Annotated in this window: 19 protein-coding genes and 1 pseudogene; 11 read left to right on the top strand and 9 right to left on the bottom strand. The window is 39.5% G+C overall.

Annotated elements, in window-relative coordinates; all coding sequences use genetic code 11:
• Positions 1-26 precede the first annotated feature (26 nt).
• The 6 genes from EJF25_RS10935 (at position 27) to EJF25_RS10910 (ending at position 6,902) form a co-directional block, all read left to right on the top strand.
• Positions 27-1,547: a hypothetical protein gene (locus tag EJF25_RS10935; RefSeq protein WP_125041158.1), complete on the top strand. Its 1,521-nt coding sequence runs from the start codon at positions 27-29 to the stop codon at positions 1,545-1,547.
• Positions 1,544-4,069, top strand: coding sequence for a phospholipase D-like domain-containing protein (locus tag EJF25_RS10930; protein WP_125041157.1), 2,526 nt, complete (start codon positions 1,544-1,546; stop codon positions 4,067-4,069). Before EJF25_RS10935 ends, EJF25_RS10930 begins: the two co-directional genes overlap by 4 nt.
• A gap of 46 nt (positions 4,070-4,115) precedes the next feature.
• Positions 4,116-4,766, top strand: coding sequence for a hypothetical protein (locus EJF25_RS25635; protein WP_235016779.1), 651 nt, complete (start codon positions 4,116-4,118; stop codon positions 4,764-4,766).
• Between the two features lie 46 nt (positions 4,767-4,812).
• Complete coding sequence (locus EJF25_RS24895; RefSeq protein WP_160119403.1) at positions 4,813-4,980, top strand: hypothetical protein; 168 nt, start codon at positions 4,813-4,815, stop codon at positions 4,978-4,980.
• Positions 4,981-5,255: 275 nt separating this feature from the next.
• Positions 5,256-5,594 carry a hypothetical protein gene (locus tag EJF25_RS10915; protein ID WP_125041156.1) on the top strand — a complete coding sequence of 113 codons (339 nt, stop codon included), beginning with the start codon at positions 5,256-5,258 and terminating at the stop codon, positions 5,592-5,594.
• Between the two features lie 207 nt (positions 5,595-5,801).
• Positions 5,802-6,902 carry a DUF3843 family protein gene (locus EJF25_RS10910; protein WP_125041155.1) on the top strand — a complete coding sequence of 367 codons (1,101 nt, stop codon included), beginning with the start codon at positions 5,802-5,804 and terminating at the stop codon, positions 6,900-6,902.
• Between the two features lie 69 nt (positions 6,903-6,971).
• On the opposite strand, the gene EJF25_RS10905 is transcribed toward EJF25_RS10910, so the two are convergent.
• The 3 genes from EJF25_RS10905 to mnmE form a co-directional block, all read right to left on the bottom strand.
• Positions 6,972-7,625, bottom strand: a complete 654-nt coding sequence (locus tag EJF25_RS10905) for a hypothetical protein (RefSeq protein ID WP_125041154.1) — start codon at positions 7,623-7,625, stop codon at positions 6,972-6,974.
• Between the two features lie 74 nt (positions 7,626-7,699).
• The gene (locus EJF25_RS24890; RefSeq protein WP_160119402.1) at positions 7,700-7,840 is read right to left on the bottom strand and encodes a hypothetical protein; all 141 of its coding nucleotides are present in this window, start codon (positions 7,838-7,840) and stop codon (positions 7,700-7,702) included.
• Between the two features lie 107 nt (positions 7,841-7,947).
• Positions 7,948-9,348, bottom strand: a complete 1,401-nt coding sequence (gene mnmE / locus EJF25_RS10900; RefSeq protein ID WP_125041153.1) for a tRNA uridine-5-carboxymethylaminomethyl(34) synthesis GTPase MnmE — start codon at positions 9,346-9,348, stop codon at positions 7,948-7,950.
• 135 nt (positions 9,349-9,483) lie between these two features.
• Between mnmE and EJF25_RS10895 the strand changes: the two genes are divergently transcribed.
• A complete protein-coding gene (locus tag EJF25_RS10895; protein ID WP_125041152.1) occupies positions 9,484-11,394 on the top strand; it encodes a PAS domain-containing hybrid sensor histidine kinase/response regulator in 1,911 nt (636 codons plus the stop codon).
• Positions 11,395-11,476: 82 nt separating this feature from the next.
• Positions 11,477-12,136, top strand: coding sequence for an NAD(P)-dependent oxidoreductase (locus tag EJF25_RS10890; protein WP_125041151.1), 660 nt, complete (start codon positions 11,477-11,479; stop codon positions 12,134-12,136).
• Positions 12,137-12,500: 364 nt separating this feature from the next.
• On the opposite strand, the gene EJF25_RS10885 is transcribed toward EJF25_RS10890, so the two are convergent.
• The 4 genes from EJF25_RS10885 to EJF25_RS10870 form a co-directional block, all read right to left on the bottom strand.
• Positions 12,501-13,379, bottom strand: a complete 879-nt coding sequence (locus EJF25_RS10885) for a nucleoside phosphorylase (protein WP_125041150.1) — start codon at positions 13,377-13,379, stop codon at positions 12,501-12,503.
• 248 nt (positions 13,380-13,627) lie between these two features.
• Positions 13,628-14,629 carry a flotillin-like protein FloA gene (floA, locus tag EJF25_RS10880; protein ID WP_125041149.1) on the bottom strand — a complete coding sequence of 334 codons (1,002 nt, stop codon included), beginning with the start codon at positions 14,627-14,629 and terminating at the stop codon, positions 13,628-13,630.
• A gap of 25 nt (positions 14,630-14,654) precedes the next feature.
• Complete coding sequence (locus EJF25_RS10875; protein ID WP_125041148.1) at positions 14,655-15,125, bottom strand: NfeD family protein; 471 nt, start codon at positions 15,123-15,125, stop codon at positions 14,655-14,657.
• Between the two features lie 9 nt (positions 15,126-15,134).
• Positions 15,135-16,562: a tetratricopeptide repeat protein gene (locus EJF25_RS10870; protein WP_125041147.1), complete on the bottom strand. Its 1,428-nt coding sequence runs from the start codon at positions 16,560-16,562 to the stop codon at positions 15,135-15,137.
• Between the two features lie 181 nt (positions 16,563-16,743).
• Between EJF25_RS10870 and EJF25_RS10865 the strand changes: the two genes are divergently transcribed.
• From EJF25_RS10865 to EJF25_RS10855, 3 genes and pseudogenes are all read left to right on the top strand, one after another.
• Positions 16,744-17,490 carry a PP-loop family protein gene (locus EJF25_RS10865; RefSeq protein ID WP_125041146.1) on the top strand — a complete coding sequence of 249 codons (747 nt, stop codon included), beginning with the start codon at positions 16,744-16,746 and terminating at the stop codon, positions 17,488-17,490.
• A 15-nt stretch (positions 17,491-17,505) separates the two neighbouring features.
• A pseudogene (locus tag EJF25_RS10860) lies at positions 17,506-17,664 on the top strand (DMT family protein); the annotation flags it as partial.
• Between the two features lie 77 nt (positions 17,665-17,741).
• Positions 17,742-18,113, top strand: coding sequence for a DMT family protein (locus EJF25_RS10855; protein ID WP_125041144.1), 372 nt, complete (start codon positions 17,742-17,744; stop codon positions 18,111-18,113).
• Positions 18,114-18,177: 64 nt separating this feature from the next.
• Here EJF25_RS10855 and EJF25_RS10850 read toward each other — a convergent pair whose 3' ends face one another.
• A complete protein-coding gene (locus tag EJF25_RS10850; RefSeq protein WP_005924472.1) occupies positions 18,178-19,389 on the bottom strand; it encodes a hypothetical protein in 1,212 nt (403 codons plus the stop codon).
• A gap of 5 nt (positions 19,390-19,394) precedes the next feature.
• The gene (locus EJF25_RS10845) at positions 19,395-20,057 is read right to left on the bottom strand and encodes a hypothetical protein (RefSeq protein WP_005924471.1); all 663 of its coding nucleotides are present in this window, start codon (positions 20,055-20,057) and stop codon (positions 19,395-19,397) included.
• Positions 20,058-20,205: the final 148 nt, after the last annotated feature.

The raw sequence follows: 20,205 nt of genomic DNA, 5'->3' as shown, positions 1-20,205 counted from the left end.
ATAAACAAAGAAAGGAATACACAACCATGCTAAAGAACGATTCTGCATTTGCTCCATTTATGAGCACCAGCCACTCGCTGAGCGTAGGACTGAATCCACTGGGTATGCGTACAGCATCCGAGCAGTTGTTTACTACGCTGTTACCCGGAATGAACGTTGTGACGTTGCGTGTGAGATACTATAGCTTTTACTGCTGGTTGCTGAAAAACTTCTATGCCGAACGTGAGAATGCTTCGTTGGGCGAGTTCCGTAAGCATATCAGAATGTCAGAATTCCTAATGGCTCTGATACATGCCAGTAGCGATAACAGCCAAGGTATTCCTGGTATTACGGTGGCTACTGAGGTAGTTAATGAGGGTGGCGACATAATTGATATAGCGAAGAGTGCAACACCAGGCGGCAAGAACTCTGGTGGATACTGGAAGGGTACGTTAGGTGCCCTTGGTACTTACTATGTGGCCTCATTGCAGGAGATGGGCTTGATTGCACCTATAGCAGATAAGCCACACTTCTATAACATCACAAAGAAGGAAGATTCGGATTACATCTGTGGCGAAACGCTTGCAGATGCTTTTGAGGCGAGCATCGGGAAGAAGTGCTCAGAGCTGTTTTGCAAGTGTGTCAATGTGGGACAAGTCACATTCAATGAATTGGAAGACTTGGAACATGCTTTTCAGTCGCATGATATGCAGGAGGGTGAGGAACGTACTTTGTTGCGACAAATGCTGTTGCAAGAGGATCGTCCAGCAAGCGGCATGGCAAGCACGATGCGAAAGGAAACTATCTATCTCCTTCTCCGATATTTTGCAGACAATGACGTGGAGTCGCTTTCAGAACTGGAGTATGCACGATTCATCTATCAACAGTTCAAACAAGGCAAGGTTAATTCGGCTGCAGCTGTGGGATGGTATGCATACTACCTGAATGACAGCCGTCAGTTTGAGGCACTCAACATATTTGTCGATGTGCTTGAGAAGCTGAGGGAATCAGCAATGCCTGGAGGATGGGAGAATATAGATCAGTTTGCTGAACGTATGTCAGATGATGTCTGCGATGAAATGGGCATTGGCAATGAGTTGCTTGATGAATTGCTTGATGATTGGGATTCCATTGAGGTACCAGAAAGCAAAATGTCGAAGGCTTTCTACCAAATGCTTGATAACTATGTGCAAAACAAGGAATATCTCGAACACAAGGAATTGTTGAACGAGTTCTTCCATGACGTGAGAAACGATGCCTTGGATTCGTTTGAGGTATTGGAGGATAAAATGGGAATGCCATTCCATGACTATGTAAAGATGTTCCTTACCGATTACATCATTTACAACCACTACACCGAAGCCATGCGTAAGTTCAGCCAAAATGGTGTACCTACGCAGAAACTGGCTATAGAAAACGGTTATGTAAGATGGCTGGATGGTTACTTCTCTACGCACAGTTCACCTCGTATCAACACTTTGTATAACTTTGTGTCTGACCTTCGCCTTGTAGAGAACTACAAACTGACTGCTGATGGTGTTGAACTTCTTAAAGAACTGGCAAAATGATTGAACGTAAGAACATTATCAAGATACTGGGCGAACGAGTGAACGTGTATCATTCGGCAGTCATAACTTGCTATAACTTCGACCCTATATTTTTTGAGTCAGTTTATCTGCCTACATTGAGGCGACTTGGTATTACGAATGTAGTAGTGTTGACCGACGCTTCTATGTATGACCAGTTGTTGTCGGACGCATCGTATAGCTGCCATCAGGTAAAGATGAACGGCTATCAATTGGTTCGTAAGGAGAATCATTATGGTGGCGTGTTCCATTCTAAGGTCATCATGCTTTTCGGTATGGATGAAGCGGCATTGATTGTCGGTTCGGGTAACATTACCTTTAGCGGTATGTCGAACAACGAGGAGGTATGGAATGCTTTTCATGCCAAGGGAGAAAGTTCGCCTAACTTCGCGATACTGAAGCGTGGATGGGAGTATGTAAAGTCACTCATTTCCTCATCTTCATCGCTTGTACAGCTTCAAATGGAATGGATTGAGGAGCAATGTGATTGGATAAATTCAGAAACCGATGACGATGAGATACTGATGGAGTCAGGCGAAACAGCTATGCTACTTTACAATGACTCAGAGGACACGATTATGAACCGTCTTGTAGAAACTATCGGTGACGCAGAGGTTGAAGAGATAACCGTTGTTGCCCCTTTCTATGACACTCGTGGTGATGCCATAAAGTGCTTGAAGGATGTGTTTGACCCTGAAGAGTTTCATTGCGTCATGGATCTGTCAAGACAGAGTGCTCCATACGAACTAATCAAGAAGAATGAAGGTGTAGAGTTCTATAGCTATACAGACAAGCAATCGCCATTGCACGCCAAGATTATTGAAATTCATGCATCCAATGATACATGGTTGTTGTCAGGTAGCGCCAACATCGGTAATATGGCACTCGGAACAAATAAGCGCTCATTCAATGACGAAGCCTGCATACTTGTACATTCTGATGAGCGGAAAGAATATATCCGAGAGTTAGGTTTGGAGGAGAAGTTTGAACCACTGTTTAACGATGATCTGAAGAAGATTGTACCGCCTAAACGAGACGATACACCTTCAAGCAACCGCCAAGTAACGCTGATGTCTTGTGAGAATAAGGAAGAGAAACTGCATCTGACGATTTCTACAGAAGGCATTACTTGTACATTGCAGGTGAAAGATTCCGACCTTGAAGTAGTTCAAGAAGTTGAGTTGGTGACAGCTCATACAATGGAGATAGACATTGAGAGTGAATCTGATGCGCATCTTGTGGTGCTGACGCAAGATGAGGAAACCATCTCGAACTATTGCCTTGTCGTCAGCGAGGTAAACGTGGAGAGCTGCAATCCTGATCCAAAGCGCAGAAAGTTGTCGAGCCTCTTGGATGACTCGGGATTGATGGACAATATCAGTCATATACTTGGCTTCATTGAGTTTGATGATGGCAGCAAGACCGTTAACCTTCGTGTTAGCGCAAAGGAGAAACGCAAGAAGACTGATGATGAGAGTGAGTCAATAAACAGAGAGCAGTATGACGACCTGAAGGATGGCAGTCGTTTGAACCTGAGTATGCACTCTGGTGTTCGTATTCTGTCATTCCTGCAAGGCATATTGTTTAAGACAGAAACAGACGAAGAAGCAAGCGAAGATGATCTGTTTGACTTGCAGAAAGAAAATGAAGGTAATGACGATGTGCAATCCGTTCTTGTTGATCAGGAGAGCAAGGAACAGAGCGAGGCAGAAGAGGCAAAGAAACTGAGGAATGACGTGTTTTCGTATCTTGTGAAGATGACGGATTATCTCTACGCCAAAGCAGAGGATGAATCCATACAAGAGGAAGGAAGCAAATCAATGCCGGTAAATGGCGGTGGTCATCTACCAAAACTCATCGGTAAGGCTGGATTGAATGAAAGTTCATCGTTTGCCGTGGCGGCTACGATTGTATCTTTCCTAATGCAGAATCATGGTAAATCGGTCATCAAGGTCAATGAAGTGCGTGACAAGTTCTACGAGTGTGCTTGTATGTTCTTCGTCGTCTATGGTCAGCATTTCACTCATGAACAGGACACGAACAAGAAGCGAAAAGTTCATGATATGCTCAAGGATGCTACCACAATGCTCTATGTTTCGCTTTGCTATTTCAGTTTTAGGAATGAAGAGTATGAATTGATTCTGACTGTCCTCAACAGCTTTGATGTATGGAAGAAGGAACCTGATACATTGGATGAAATAATCATTTCTTTCCGTGAGAAGTTGGCAATCCTGGAATCGGAAACGATTGATAACAAAACGTATGCAGTCATTAATCACTTATATGAAATTTATAAAGTTGGTACTCCAATTCGTGAACTATCAAGGTACGATGAGGAGATTTACCTATACAGACAAGGATATGGATTTATTTACGCATACGATGTGGCGATGGAAACTGAATCATGGAAGTTTACTTATTTTCACCCAAGATACGCGAATATCACTTATTCTCTAAGGGGCATGACTAAGTACAAAGGCTATAAACAAAGCGAATTGGTTTAATTTCGCTAAAGTGCTACAGTAGAAAATCAATTCACACTAATCAATAATGGCAGACATCATTCAGATTATAAAATGTATAGACAAGTGGCTTGAAGACAATCATCAGGCAGAAATCGCTCCACCAGAAGCGAATGTACTTCTGGATAAATACGGTTTGCTAAAAGAACGAAGCGAGAGATCTGGTCAGTATCTCCGTCGGCTGTTGCGAGATGGAAAGATTCCTCATGCGTACCGAATTGGCAACAAGTGGCATATTCCACATTCCCAAGGAGCAATAATAAAGCTACAAGAAGAGGTTAATAAGAAGCCGATTTCTCAAACAAACCCCACTAATAAAGGGAGAAGAGATTCGGACGAATACTATGTTGTCTCGCTTTGTAATGAGATTCTCGGCATGGAGGCATCTCAACAACACACCTTTGATTTTCTGCGTGGTGATGCAAGCGAAGGTAAGCAAGGCAGGTGTCTTCCTGTAGATGCTTACTATGAGTCGTTGAATCTTGTTATTGAATATTGTGAGAGTCAACACACAGAATCAGCTTCATTCTTCGACCCTAAAGCAACTGTGAGTGGTGTTTCTCGTGGAGAGCAAAGAAAGATCTATGACCAACGTAGAATGGATGTACTGCCACAACATGGAATAAAACATGTTCAGATCCATTACAGCGATTTTGGGGCAACGAAGAAGATAAAGTGAAACAATAATCATGATATTGAAGTTGTAAAAGAAATACTGGCATCACATGGAATTATTTGACGTACAGATAACTACTGACCTTGGAGAGACGATTGTAATTCAAGTATCAGCATCCTCTCCTGCAGAAGCAGAAATGACCGCCATATCTATAGTTGAAAGTGGTCAAGCAGGAACATTAGGTATATCTGTTGTAGATTGCTTTGCGTTAAAATAATAAAAGAAGAACCAATGAACAAAATAAGACTCGTCGTTGGTGACATAACAAAGTTGAGGGTGGATGCTATCGTGAATGCTGCTAACCGTTGCCAAGGAAAAGGGTATCAATAGCATCGCTTTCCCTTGATTAGTACCGGGGTATATGGTTATCCAAAAACAGAGGCTGCTGAGATTGCGTTGAAGACTATCCGTGAGAGTGACTACGACGGAGAGGTCATCATCTGCTGCTTCTGTGAGTCAGATGTCACCTACTATAATATATAAGGACAGAATATGTACAAATACCACAAAACGATAAAGAATGGATCCGAGAAACTTATCGATGGCATAGAGAACATCGAGATGTTTCTTGACGATAACAACGATTGGAACTTTCATGACTCTGAGATACATTCATTCCATTGGGACAGAGATACTAAGACGTTTACAGTATCTGTGGAATTGATAGGTTGTGGCTTTCCCGAACTTGAAGGTTGGGATGGAGATGCACCAGTCATCCTTGACTTCCACTTCGAGGGATGTGTGGAGGTTCACATGCCGAATGTTGACCTGTGGTCACCACAATATATCTACGAGATAGGAATATCAATATACAACAAATATCTGGAGTGATAGGTCTTGTCCTTTCAGATTGCGCTTCGAGGGTGGAAATTCTTATGACATTATGCAGGATCCCCATTGTGTGACATACCTGTGGGGTGGTTTCTTCTATAGAGATAAAGACCGCATAGTACTTGAACTTGAAGGCTATGGAACCATAAGTGCTGACCGTGTGAAGGTCCTGGAGTTCAAGGTTAACGAATAAAAGCAGAAATACAAATGAAACGAACAATATTCCCGTATGACTTTGCTCCTTACTATCCGGTAGGAGTGCAGCCATGTCCGATGTATGTGGATGTGAATGAAGGCTTGCTTGACTTTGTTTACAACAAGGATAAGGCAAACGACTACTTCAAACTGAAGCATGTGCTGATTTGGCTACGAAGGTCTTATCTACTTTGCTCACCTCTTTCTGAAGATCGTTATTACGAGCTATATGATACATACGAGGAGAAGTTCAAGAAGAGCGAGGCTGCTTATTATGTAGAAACTACCTTCTCTATGACAACAGAGATTGGCCCTATGGCGCTTGTACCTCATCTGTGGTTGGCAGACATGTATTATTATCATGGTATGCATGACGAAGCAGACAAGCTGCATAGCCTTCGATATTGCCAGCAGGATTGTTTCTTGGTAAAAGAGGCAAATGCTGAGTATGTTACGTTGAAAGACTCGAAGGGGGATGAACGCAAGCTGAAGAATGTGTATTCCGACCTGTTTCGCACGGACGCATACATCTGTACTGCTCTTGTAAAATATGGCGATAACGATTGGGAGGTAAATGGCGTGCTGTTCAAGTCGAACAGGGATGTGTACGACAAGATGTGCGAACGTAACAAGCAACTTGAAGTATCATACGAGAGTGTCTATCCACTCTATATGGAGCGCACGAAAGCCAAACGAATGGCGTTCTTCGAGAATAAGAGCGAACTCAAGAAATGGTTGAGGAAAGTGGCTCCAGAGATTGACATTGACGAAATGGAACATCAGTTGCCATCAGGTTCACAGGTTGCATTCATCTCCAAGAAAGCCGGAATCATCTTCGCTCCGAATATGATTTACGCCATCAAGTGCAAGGATAATCCTTATTACAAGAAGTGTGATGCTCGTAAGCTGCAGACAGAAACCATGGATGCCGTTTTCAACACTGAAGCCATGCATCCCGAAATGCTGAACTACCTGCTGGAGAACAAGATGCTGGAGGATGGCGGCCTGAGCTGTATGATGCCAAGTGAATTGGGCAACCATATCTTCACGATGAATATTGACTTCATAGCACGCAATCATCGCAGGCACTATTACCACGATCATGATTATTAAAAAAACGATGCGTTCGATGAGTATGATGATTGACTCTCAGACGCATCGGTCGTTATAGAAGTGAAGTGGTTATCCTACGAGTTCCTGAGTCAGATTCTCAAGGATCTCTGCAAGGTAGGGCTGGACAAGTTCATGGCTTAGGGGATTCTCTGCGCCATAGAGCATATCAGTCTCTTGTGGCTCGTCAAAGATCGAGTGGCCCGGTACCAACTTACTATTGAAAGGAGAGCAAAGTATGTAAGGCTCATGATACACCTCGATGTCAGCATCAGGATCTCCAAGTTCCAAATAGATGTTATCCATGGCGTCCATTGCTCTGTCGCTGAATGCATTCGATGGAACCTTCATGTAGAAACGATTGTGGCTGATGAGTCCACAAAAAAGGTGGAACTCGGTTGTGCCATCCTTCATGTCATTGCGGAAGCAAACAAACTGGTCGAAGGTGGAACCCAGATCAGACATTGATGCCAACCAATAGTAGAAATAATAGTCAGCATCCTCGGTGATGTTGTACACATGGAGATCTCTTTCGGTGGTGAAACGGAAGTGGAAGTCCACGAGTGTGTACTCCAACTCAGGACGCTCACGATGACCAAAGCCGAGGTCAGCCTTGTTGGTTACACGTTGTGCGAATATAACTTCACACGAATCCGGATTCTCAGACTTGGTTACACGTGCCAAAGCCTCGTTGGCAGTAGTGTAAAAGGAAATGTTTATTTTCATTGCGATGAAAAATTGTGATGCACTCGATGATTATGATGCCAACCACCGAGCGCATCGGGGTTAATAACTGTGATTTACTTACGATGAGGAATACTCAGGTATTTCTCGATGTAATACTCAAGTGCAGCATTCTGCTTGGCCAGATTGTAACTCTGCACAGCATAGCCAATGGCAAGAGCACTTGAGAATACCAGATAGAAAAACAGGACGAGCACACGGAAGTCGGTCAGGAACTCCTTGTTGAAAAAAGTAAGAGGGTATCCTTTTTGGACACCCTCTTAAGTCTAATATCTAATAATTTGTAATCGTTGATAATTATGGGTTACTTTCCGATGCAGAAATTCCTAAATATATTCTGCAACACCATATCATTTGTAACTTCTCCCGCAATATCCGAAATATGAAAGATTACTTCTCGAATATCCTGACTTAGGAAATCACCAGAAATCTGCACATCTAATCCTTCTTGTACTCGGTGTATTGCTTCCAATGCCTTGGTTAAAGCTTCATAATGTCGGACATTCGTGACAATAATATCATTCTGTGTAATATTTGGTAAGTGAGCAGCATTGACTAACATCTTTTCCAATTCATCAGTGTGTAACTTTTGTTTTGCAGAAATAAAGATCATATCCGTATGTTCCTGCAAGAAGTTTTGTTGGAAAAAAGTTCTTAGAGAATCCTTCTGGGTCTTGTGTATGATCTCAGCTTTGTTGAATACCACGATTAAGTGTTTACCTTCACAACGAGGCAGGATCTGTTCAGATAGTTGAATAATCTGAGAATTTGCATCTGTGGCATCTACTATCCAAAGTACAATTTCTGCTTGATCTAACTTTTGGAAAGTACGTTCGATACCCAAATTTTCAATCATATCGTTTGTTTCACGAATTCCTGCTGTATCTATAAAGCGGAAAGTGATACCACCCATATTGACAGTATCTTCAATCACATCGCGGGTAGTACCATGTATATCACTAACAATCGCTTTATCCTCATTCAATAATACATTCAGAAGAGTGGATTTTCCAGCATTTGTTTCACCAATAATAGCAACGGGAACACCATTTTTGATAGCATTACCTACATTAAAAGAATTGACCAAACGAGATATGACTTCTTCTATTTCATCTGCTAATTGACGTAAAGCTTGTCGATCGGCAAATTCCACATCTTCTTCACTAAAGTCAAGCTCTAGTTCTACCATCGAAGTGAAATCTAATAACTTACCACGTAAGTCCGTTAATTCTTTACTGAAACCACCTCGCATTTGGCTCATTGCTAATCGGTGAGTGGCAGCGGATGATGAGGCTATCAAATCCGCTACAGCTTCCGCTTGACTTAAATCCATTTTTCCGTTGAGAAAAGCACGTTGTGTATATTCACCTGGTTGTGCCATACGGCAACCATTTTTAATGAGCAATTGCATTACCTGTTGGAGAATGTACGATGAGCCATGACATGTGATTTCTGTACAATCTTCTCCTGTGTAGGAATGAGGAGAACGGAATAAGCTTACAAGTACTTCGTCAATGATTTCTTTCCCGTTGTAAATACGTCCGAAAGTTAGTGTATAAGGCTTTTGTTCATTGAATTTTCTGTTAGATTTTCCCGGTTTAAAGATGCGGCTAGTAATGGAAATAGCTTCTGGTCCGGAAACACGAATGCTTCCGATAGCTCCTCCTTGGGCAGTAGCGATGGCACAGATTGTATCTTGATTCATTGTTTTTTCTTTATGAATGGACAAAGATAGTTTTTTCTTAGTAAAAAAAAGAAGAATAGAGACAAGTTGTGCTTTATTTGTTTATATTTGCTGCGACTCAAAAACACACAACAATACAAAACGCAATAATCGCTTATGGAGCCAGATACAAATTTATATTCACTAAACAAGAATAGTGAAATTATACGTGAAAATTCACAGAAAATACGATCTGTGCTTTCAGCTCATCAAATAGCTTTATGGGAATATGATATACCTACAGGAAAGTGTAGTTTTACAGATGATTATTTTCGTATGCTTGGCTTGAAAGAAGTAGGCGTTGTTTTTAAAGATATTGATGATTTCTATCAGTTTGCACATCCCGATGATATTGCTGCTTATAAGGAAGCGTTTGCGGAAATGCTTGCATCAGAGTCGAAAACGTCTCAGATGAGGGTTCGCTGTATAGGTGAACATGGAGAAATAATTTGGCTGGAGGATCATTTCTTGTCTCATAGAGAAGATAGTGACGAAGGTCATCCGGATAAATTGTTAGCTTATACTGTTAATGTCACTTTGCAGTGTGAGAAAGAGCAACAAATAAAACATCTCGAAATATACAATCGTAAAATAATAGAAGCACTGCCTGAATTCATATTTATCTTTGATGGTAATTTCTTTATAACCGATGTCTTGATGGCACCGGATACAATTTTGCTTCATCCGGTAGAAGTGTTAAGAGGAGTGGATGCCCGGAATATCTATTCCAAGGAAGTGAGTGATTTATTTATTTGTAATATTAGTGAGTGTTTGGCAGATGGAAAACTCAAGGAGATTGAATATCCATTAGAAGTCGATGGCAGAAGATATTACTTTCAAGCTCGGATTGCTCCATTTGAATCAAATAAGGTATTGGCACTGATACATGATATCGGTGACCGGATTCGTCGTTCTCAAGAATTGATTGAGGCTAAGCGTCGGGCAGAAGATGCAGACCGGATGAAATCGGTTTTTCTAGCGAATATGAGTCATGAAATTCGTACCCCTCTTAATGCTATTGTAGGTTTTTCAGAGATTATGGCGGTGACAGAAGACGAAGAAGAAAAACATGAGTACCTAGAGATTATACAGAAAAATAGTAATTTGTTGTTGCAGTTGATAAATGATATTCTTGATTTGTCACGTATTGAATCAGGGAAGTCTGAAATGCATTTTCAGCAAGTTGAGATTTCCGGTTTGATCGATGAAGTGGAAAAAGTACATCAACTTAAGATGAAGTCCAATGTTGGATTGGAGGTTGTTCGACCGGAAGAAGAATTCTGGACATCTACTGATCGTAACCGGGTGATGCAAGTGCTTTTCAATTTCCTGTCGAATGCTATTAAAAATACTGAGAGTGGGGTTATCACATTGGGATTGAAGCATGAAGGAGACTGGCTAAAACTTTTCGTGAGTGATACTGGTTGTGGAATACCGGAAGATAAGCTTCCACGTATTTTTACCAGATTTGAAAAATTGAATGATTTCGTACAAGGCACTGGATTAGGACTTTCTATTTGTAAAAGTATTGTAGAACGTTTAGGAGGTAAGATTGAAGTGAGTTCTGAGCTAGGAAAAGGAAGTACATTTTCACTTTATCTACCCTATTTGGAGATGCCGAAAGAAGTGGCTGAGAGAATACTTACTTCTAAGAAGGATTCGCAGTCTGAACAGCATAAGAAGATATTAATTGTTGAAGATATAGAATCCAACTTTGCTCAATTGAATATTTTATTGAAGAAAGAATATACGATTCTGTGGGTGCGTAATGGCCAGGAAGCTGTGAATAGCTTTATTCGTGAGAAACCGGATCTGATATTGATGGATATTCGTATGCCTGTAATGGATGGTATTCAGGCGACGGAGAAGATACGTACTATCTCTCTTTCAGTTCCTATTATAGCGGTTACAGCATATGCTTTTTATACGGAACAACAACAGGCTATTCAAGCAGGATGTAATGCTGTAATATCCAAACCATATTCATTGGAACGACTGAAGGAAACTATAGAGTCTTATATTGGCTAACTTATCTTTCTTTGAGGGATCAACATTTTAAAGATCGTAGTGTTATTAGAAATAGTAATAACAATCTAATTTTTGTTGGAATATGAAGAAAGTGAAAAAAATCGTCCTCATAGGTGCTAGTGGTTTTGTCGGATCTGCCCTTCTGAATGAGGCTTTGAATCGTGATTTCGAAGTAACAGCCGTAGTTCGTCATCCGGAAAAGATAAAAATTGAGAATGAGAAACTGAAAGTGGTGAAAGCAGATGTGTCTTCGCTGGAGGAGGTGTGCAAAGTATGCAAAGGAGCTGATGCTGTGATCAGTGCATTTAATCCGGGATGGAATAATCCCAATATATATGAAGAAACCATAAAAGTTTATCTGACTATTATTGATGGAGTGAAGAAAGCGGGAGTGGATCGTTTTCTGATGGTAGGCGGAGCCGGTTCATTGTTTATTGCTCCGGGATTGCGGTTGATGGATTCGGGAGAGGTGCCGGAGAATATTTTACCAGGAGTAAAAGCTTTAGGCGAATTCTATTTGAAATTCTTGAAAAAGGAAAAGGAAGTGGATTGGGTGTTTTTCTCTCCGGCAGCTGATATGAAATCGGGAGTACGTACCGGACGTTACCGTTTAGGAAAAGATGATATGATTGTGGATATTGTAGGCAATAGTCATATTTCTGTAGAAGACTATGCAGCGGCAATGATTGATGAATTAGAATTTCCTCAACATCATCAGGAACGGTTTACAATTGGCTATTGATTCTTTTGAAACAGACTCACCTTATTTTTAAGAAATCCGGTGGAAGTCTGCCATAAGTCAAGTTATTAAGCTAAGTAGTACATCATAATTAATACTATGGTCAATTATAGTATCTGTCATTAGCCTTGCTCAAAACATCTTTTGATTTTAATATTAAGGTATAGTCAGATGACCATAGGGAAGAAGAATCTCTTCTTTGTATATGAAGAAGAGGAGATTCTTCACTCCGCTTTGAATGAAAAGATACTATCGAAGATCATTCGTATATAGCAAACTAATTTTGAAAGAGTACTTATATTTTCATTTATACACATCTATAGAAGGACAAAGATATTCTTAACAACTTTAAGAGTCATTCTTAATTCTAGATTCTATCCAAAACTGTTTTTACCAATATGTCGATTGTATTTTTATAACCAGTATTTGCTTCTTTTATCAGTCGGTTGGCTATTACCATACAAACAGTCATCGCTTTATGGCCCATTAAGCGACTAAGCCCTGCCAGTGCTGAACTTTCCATTTCGAAATTGGTAATCTTAAAACCTTTGTATTCAAATGCTTCAATTTTATCATTTTGCTTGGGATCTGCTAAAGGGATACGTAATTCACGTCCTTGCGGACCAAAGAATCCTCCGGCAGCAATTGTGACACCACGTACCATATCATCTTTAGCGATTCGTTCGATCAATTCTTCGCTGGCGTCAATAACATAAGGAGCCGGAGCACATATATTGCCTGACCATCCCATATGGTTGATGAAAGTACGTTCAAAAGGAAGATCACATACTGCATTACGTCCAGCATAGAAATTCAAAAGTCCGTCAAATCCAATAGATTTCTGTGAACAAATGAACGTTCCTACCGGAGTATTAGGCTGTAAACCACCACAAGTACCGATACGTACTAATTCTAGCTGGCGGAATTCATCCTTTTCTTCCCGGGTTTCAAAGTTGATATTGGCGAGAGCGTCTAGTTCATTCATCACTATATCTATGTTATCGCAACCGATTCCCGTAGATACCACTGTTATTCGTTTTCCCTTATAAGTTCCGGTAACAGTTTTAAACTCGCGGCTTTCCACTTCGCATTCTTTGTTTTCGAAATGAGAAGCTACGAGTGCTACGCGGCCGGGATCACCTACCAGGATTACTTTGTCAGCCAACCATTCGGGCTTTACATGAAGATGGAATACTGAACCGTCTTCGTTGATAATCAGTTCTGAGGATGGAAAGTACTTTTTCATAATGTTATGATTTAAAACATTTGGGAACTGGCTAAAAAGTTAGAAACTTCATCTTACTCCCTTTACTGCTCGCAAGAGAGGGCTAAAAGATTCTTTTTTTAATCAGTTCCCAAAGCTATAGTTTATATTTTAGTGGAACTTTTACTTGTGTTCTATAAAATAAGAACAATCCTGACCAAGAAAAGTTTTCTTAGAATATCAGTAGTAAATTTCCACTTTCCTTATCTCTTTTGCCAAAGAGAAGTCTCTTATTTACTCAATGGTTGATTCGTATTGCCACTAGAAGTTGGTTTTGCAATATTTTCGCGCATTGAAGTATCAGCTTCGATATTTTTCATCCGATAATAATCCATAATTCCCAGATTACCACTACGGAAAGCTTCTGCCATTGCTTTCGGAACTTCTGCTTCTGCCTCGATCACTTTTGCACGAGCTTCCTGAGCCTTAGCTTTCATTTCCTGTTCGGAAGCAACAGCCATGGCACGACGTTCTTCAGCTTTAGCCTGAGCAATATTCTTGTCAGCATTAGCCTGATCGATTTGTAAAGCAGCACCGATATTTTTACCTATATCAATATCCGCAATATCAATGGATAGAATTTCGAAAGCAGTACCTGCATCCAAACCTTTACGAAGTACAAGTTTGGAAATAGAATCCGGATTTTCGAGTACTGACTTGTGACTTTCAGAAGAACCGATAGAAGAAACGATCCCTTCACCTACGCGGGCAAGAATTGTATCTTCACCGGCGCCACCGACTAACTGGCGGATGTTGGCACGTACTGTTACACGTGCTTTGGCAATCAACTGGATACCATCTTTTGCAACAGCTGTTACAGGAGGAGTATCAATAACTTTCGGGTTTACAGACATTTGTACGGCTTCGAATACGTCACGTCCAGCCAAGTCAATAGCAGTAGCCATTTGGAAAGGTAATTCAATATTAGCTTTCGATGCAGATACCAAGGCATGTACTACCTTTTCTACGTGGCCGCCCGCCAGGTAGTGAGCTTCCAGTTCGTCTCGCGTAATATTTTTCAGTCCCGCTTTATGAGCTTCAATCATTCCCGGAACGAGAATATAAGGAGGAACGTTACGGATACGCATTAAAAATAGCTGTATCAGCGAGATATTAACTCCGGATACTTTGGCCGACAACCAAAGGAAGAACGGCACGTAATGGAAAAATATTATCACGAAGATAATACCTCCGACTATCAGAAAGATAGGCAAATAAAAAGATGTGTCCATTGATAGTTTGTATTAAAGTGAATATTTAGTTTTTTAGCTTCTCAACCATGATTGTACCATCGGTAATCCGGCTGACAATGATCGGAGTTTTCTCATTAAGGAAACCATCCATTGATTTTACTTCTACAATGTTGCCGTCAATGTCGGCATAGCCGATTTGTGCCAGACGAGTTGTACTGATTCCAGTATCACCCACTTTTATTCTTTTTTCTGCACTACGGTCTATAGTAGAGTCGATGTTTTTTTTCAAAGCCAGTTTGTCCAACATCTTTGATCGCATGAACCAGACCAAAGAGCCGATACAAGTTACTGCCGATATTCCTAAAGTGATAAATCCGGCCGCCATGCCCAGATTTGCAAACGCATAGAAGTTGGCGTAGACAATACAGACAAGTGCTGAAATACCTGCCAGGCTAATACCTGGGATCACGAACAGTTCAACTAAAAATAGTATCACTGCGGCAATAATGAGAACGGCGATAATTAGTATATCCATAGTTTTGTTTTATTTAGAGTTCGTTTTTTCTGCATTACGGATACTTACAGCAAGAGTATCTAGTTCTCCGGACATTTGCAAGACTCTTTTCTCTAAATCAAGGATAGCCGGAGACATTCTATCTTTACCTTGTTTGTTTGCTTGGGCATATTGCTGGCGTTGGTTCTCCAGTTTGTCTACCTGTTGCAAATAATCTTTTTCAAGTTGTTGATAACGTTGGAAAAGCTGTTTGGCTTTAGGAGATTTAAAGTCGTTCAACAGATAATAAGTAGTGTTATCATCAATAACAAATTCAAAATCTATCGTACGACGTTCCTGAGGTTTATGATTAATTGCCTCTTGCAAACGTTGCAAAGCTTCATTGACTTCATTCTCATCTTTCCAAGTTTCTTTTAGTGAATGAATCTGGGATAATCGGATGATTTGCTGCGTATCCATCGCTTCATAGTTGTATGTTTTCTTAGATGAGTTAGGGATAAACACATAAATACAGACTTTACCTTCCGGTTGAAAACGGTCCGAAGCAAACCATCCTAAGTTATTGTATTCGTCGATCACATACATATAATCATTGTACGGAGAATTGAACGGCATACCTACATTTTCCGGAGTCAGATAACTATCCGTGTTGGTATTGTAACGAGTGACGAAAATATCATAGCCGCCTAGTCCTTCACCATCTGTCGCATAATAAATAGTCAGTCCGTCTGATAAGACAAAAGGATAATTGGCATTTCCGGATTCGTTGATACTACCGGGCAATGGACGCCCATTACTCCATTCATTCGCAAGTTTGTTCTTTGAAAATATATCTAGATTTCCTCTTTCTCCTTGCTCGCTGTAATATATTTTATTTCCTATTTCAGTTTCGTATACCGTTCCCGGATGATTTCCTTCTGTTTGGAAGAATTCGTTGAAAGTAAATAACTTGCCGGATTCTTCGCTGATTTTGTAGGTTGCCAAAAAGTTAGTTTTATTTACTATAAAACTATCAATAATACAAACTTCCTCGACACCTTTCAACATGCGCAAGTCCGATTTACTTTTTTCCAAAAGCGCTTCAACATCTTCTGTCGGTTTTTTGCGTTTATTCAGTTCTTCAATGTACTCTTCGTAGCATTCTATTGCGTCTTCGAATTGATAGCTATCATTGTATGCCTGTCCCAAATAGAGTTGTCCGGTAGTAACACGTTTCTTGACAGCAACCTCTAAATATGGAATTGCTTCTTTAGGCTCTCCGGTTTTCAAACAACATACTCCATACCAAAAGTTATAGTTACCATTTGACGGTTGGGATTTAACATATTTCTTAAAGACTGGTTTGGCTTCTTCATAATTACCTTTAGCATATAAGGCACGAGCCTGTTCTATTGTTTGAGCAGAGATTCCACTTAGAAAAAAACTGCAAATTAAAAGTAGAATATATTTTCTTTTCATTGTTTTTAGTGTTTATAACTGATAGATTTATGGAAGACAATCGTTGTCAGTTATTCATTAATCCATCAACTGTTCAAAAATACAAATTTATTAGAAATAAACTCTTTTTCAGAGATTCTATTATGTTAATTCTTCTTTAAATCATTCTTTTCGTTTACTTTTGCAGCCGATTTTTGAAGTTATGACACAATTTACCGAGGAAGAGAAGATGATTCGCCGTATTGAACGGCGTTTTAATAAAGGAGTGGTGCAATATGGCCTGATAGAAGAAGGAGATAAAATCCTCATTGGTCTGTCGGGTGGAAAAGACTCGTTAGCACTTGTCGAATTGTTGGGTAAACGTGCCCGTATTTATAAGCCACGCTTCTCAATAGTGGCAGCTCATGTTGTGATGACAAATATTCCTTATCAGAGTGATACAGAATATTTGAAAGCGCATTGTGAGACATTTGGAGTACCTTTTGTACGGTATGAGACTTCTTTTGATCCTGCTACAGATACGCGTAAGTCTCCTTGTTTCCTTTGTTCCTGGAATCGTAGGAAAGCTTTGTTTACGATTGCTAAAGAACAAGGTTGTAATAAGATTGCTTTAGGACATCACATGGATGATATTCTTGAAACTCTTTTGATGAATATCACATATCAGGGAGCTTTCAGTACTATGCCACCCCGACTGGAGATGAAGAAATTTGATATGACGATCATTCGTCCGATGTGTTTGGTGCATGAATCAGATTTAATAGAGTTGGCTGCTTTACATGATTATCGAAAGCAAGTAAAGCATTGCCCTTATGAATCACAATCCAGCCGAAGTGACATGAAAGGAATTCTACGACAGTTGGAAAAAATGAATCCGGAGGCACGATTCAGTCTTTGGGGAAGCATGACGAATGTTCAGGATGAATTATTACCGGATAAAATAGATTGATATAATTTTTACATTATGAAAGCGACATACACCATTTTATTACTGATTGTCTCTAATGTCTTTATGACATTTGCCTGGTACGGACATTTGAAGTTGCAGGAAATGAAAATTATTTCGAACTGGCCTCTTTATACAGTCATATTGTTCTCATGGTGCATTGCACTTGCAGAGTATAATAAAATAGAAAAACCCAACTGGGTATTTAACACTTTACGTTGATATATAATAATGTATAGTAGAATTAGAATAATATGAAAGCTCTCTACACAATTTTATTGCTTATAGTATCGAATGTCTTCATGACTTTTGCTTGGTATGGTCATTTAAAGATGAAACAGGAATATTCTTGGTTTGCTGGTCTTCCATTGATAGGGGTAATAGCCTTTAGTTGGTCAATTGCTTTTCTTGAGTATTCTTGTCAAATTCCAGCGAATCGCATTGGATATATTGGTAATGGAGGACCATTTTCCTTGATGCAGTTGAAGGTTCTTCAAGAAGTAATAACTCTTATTATATTCACAGTTTTTACAACCGTATTCTTTAAAGGTGAAGCTTTGCACTGGAATCATGTAGCTGCCTTTGTTTGCTTAATATTGGCTGTCTATTTTGTATTTATGAAATAGTTATAGAAGAGAGCAGCATAAGAGTTTTCTCAAATGCTGCTCACTTTTAGTATGAATAAGTCCTTTATTCCACTCTCTGATAAGAGTACTTCTGACCTGTGGGGGTAACTCCATCAGCTTCCAATTCCTGCACTGATAAGGTCATTGAATTAAGTAACAGGATATCATTGATAATCCATTCATCTTCATCACTGTACATTTCATAGAGTTTCTTACCGTCTATCTTGTACTTGCCCACTTCGTTATAAGAGCCATCTTCTGTACTTGTGTATTCAAATGTACCATCATTCTTATAAGTTACATGGGTGGCAACAGCATTACCACTTGTCATCTTCCATTTACCTATAATGAGGGAAGCATAATCATCCTGTCCTTTGATTGTACCATTATCAGTATCTACTTCAAATGTTACATTCTTCTTAGCCCCATCATAATGTGTAATATTGACATTGAACTTCCAAACTGGCGTAGATTTATCTTCTACACTGACCTCAATCTTGGCATCAGCAGGTTCATCGTTAAGCTGTGGTACTTGGATATGCCATAAATCCTCTCCCAATTTAAAACTTCTTTTACCCACGAAGAAGCCTTTATTATCTCTATGACTGTAGATTGCTTCTTCATAAGATAAAAGTTCAGAAGTATAGAGAGTTCCTACATTATTGGAAAATCCAAAACCTTTCTCTGCTACATAGATAGTATCTCCAGACAGCGAGTAGCAACATCTGTTGTTTATGATAGAGTTTTCGTACCATAAGCCTATGCCGAAACCACCCTCTTTAATTTGAACTTCTTTAGTTTGTGAACTCTGTTTGAAAAGTAAGGCATAGTAGCTATAGTCTTTTCCAAAGCTGTAACTTAATGATGCGACAAAGTCTTGATTGAATGGCATTACTTGTAACAGAGTTATCTGTTGAATCGTAACATCTTCATATTCTCCATAGCCTTTGTAAATTCTGCGATTCCTGTTAAATGGCAACTCGTCAGTCCAATTAATAATAGGTGATTTGTTCTCTACGTTGAATGATGCAAGCCATAGCTTATCATCCTTTAGTCCAGAGAAGTTTGCTTGACCTAAATTGATAATAGTATTATTTCCATGTTCAAACAGACTTAGCAATTCGATATTCTTATAGTCTGTAATTCCATATTCCAAGCACATTTGTTCTACATTGGTTAAAGGTGGATTTACCTCCAATTCATCGTCCCCACAGGAACAAACTCCCATGCTTAATGCAACCAATAGTGAGGTTGCCAATAATCTAATTGATTTCATTGTTATTATATTGATTTCATTGTTCTAATCATGCCTCTATCTATAGCGTCATAAATTCTGCGTGTTTCATATTTAGGGCAACAATTATATTCACCCCCTTCAGACAGGTATTCAATATATGCTATGCCCCAATATATTTGTAGATATTTATAAAACTCGAATGAGCATTCAACTTTAAGATTTCTAATTTCACTCTTAGTATCTCCTTTCTTAGTGGTTTGAACATATAATGTACCCTCTTCTGGAAAATATTCTATTTTATATCTACAATATTCTCCCACATGATTAGCTATAGGGACATAAGTTCTAGGTGGCTCATCAAAAGATTTAATGATTAAGCATCCATCTTCATCAATAACAGGTGGGTATGCTTTTTGAAATATGTTACATAAAGTCTTGAAGGAATCAGATAATAAGTAATCTACTTCATCTTGAGATATGCAAAAGTCTGTACATTGACTCATGCAGTTATATAAGAATCTAAGTTTATCCCATTCTTTTAGAATATATTTTTCTTCTCGTTCTTTCTTACTTATTCTGCCTTTAGTAGTGTATTCGATATATGGTAACTTAAAGGATTTCTCTAAGAATGATGAAGGCATATATAATCTACACCCTGTATCATAGCATAGAGGACTTTTGGCACTTAAACTATTAACTAATTCCATAATAATGATATTATGCCTACCTGTTCCCTATGGATAAGCTATTTAAAATAAAAAAGGTGTGGGAACTATATATGTTTTACCCTACTGACTGGCTTCTCGCATTGCCTTTGGAGTGGATAAAACAATAGCCCCACACCAGTTTGAGATA

It is taken from the genome of Bacteroides faecalis, from assembly GCF_003865075.1.
GTDB classification, from domain to species: domain Bacteria; phylum Bacteroidota; class Bacteroidia; order Bacteroidales; family Bacteroidaceae; genus Bacteroides; species Bacteroides faecalis.
This window is presented reverse-complemented; position numbering and strand designations above follow the sequence as displayed.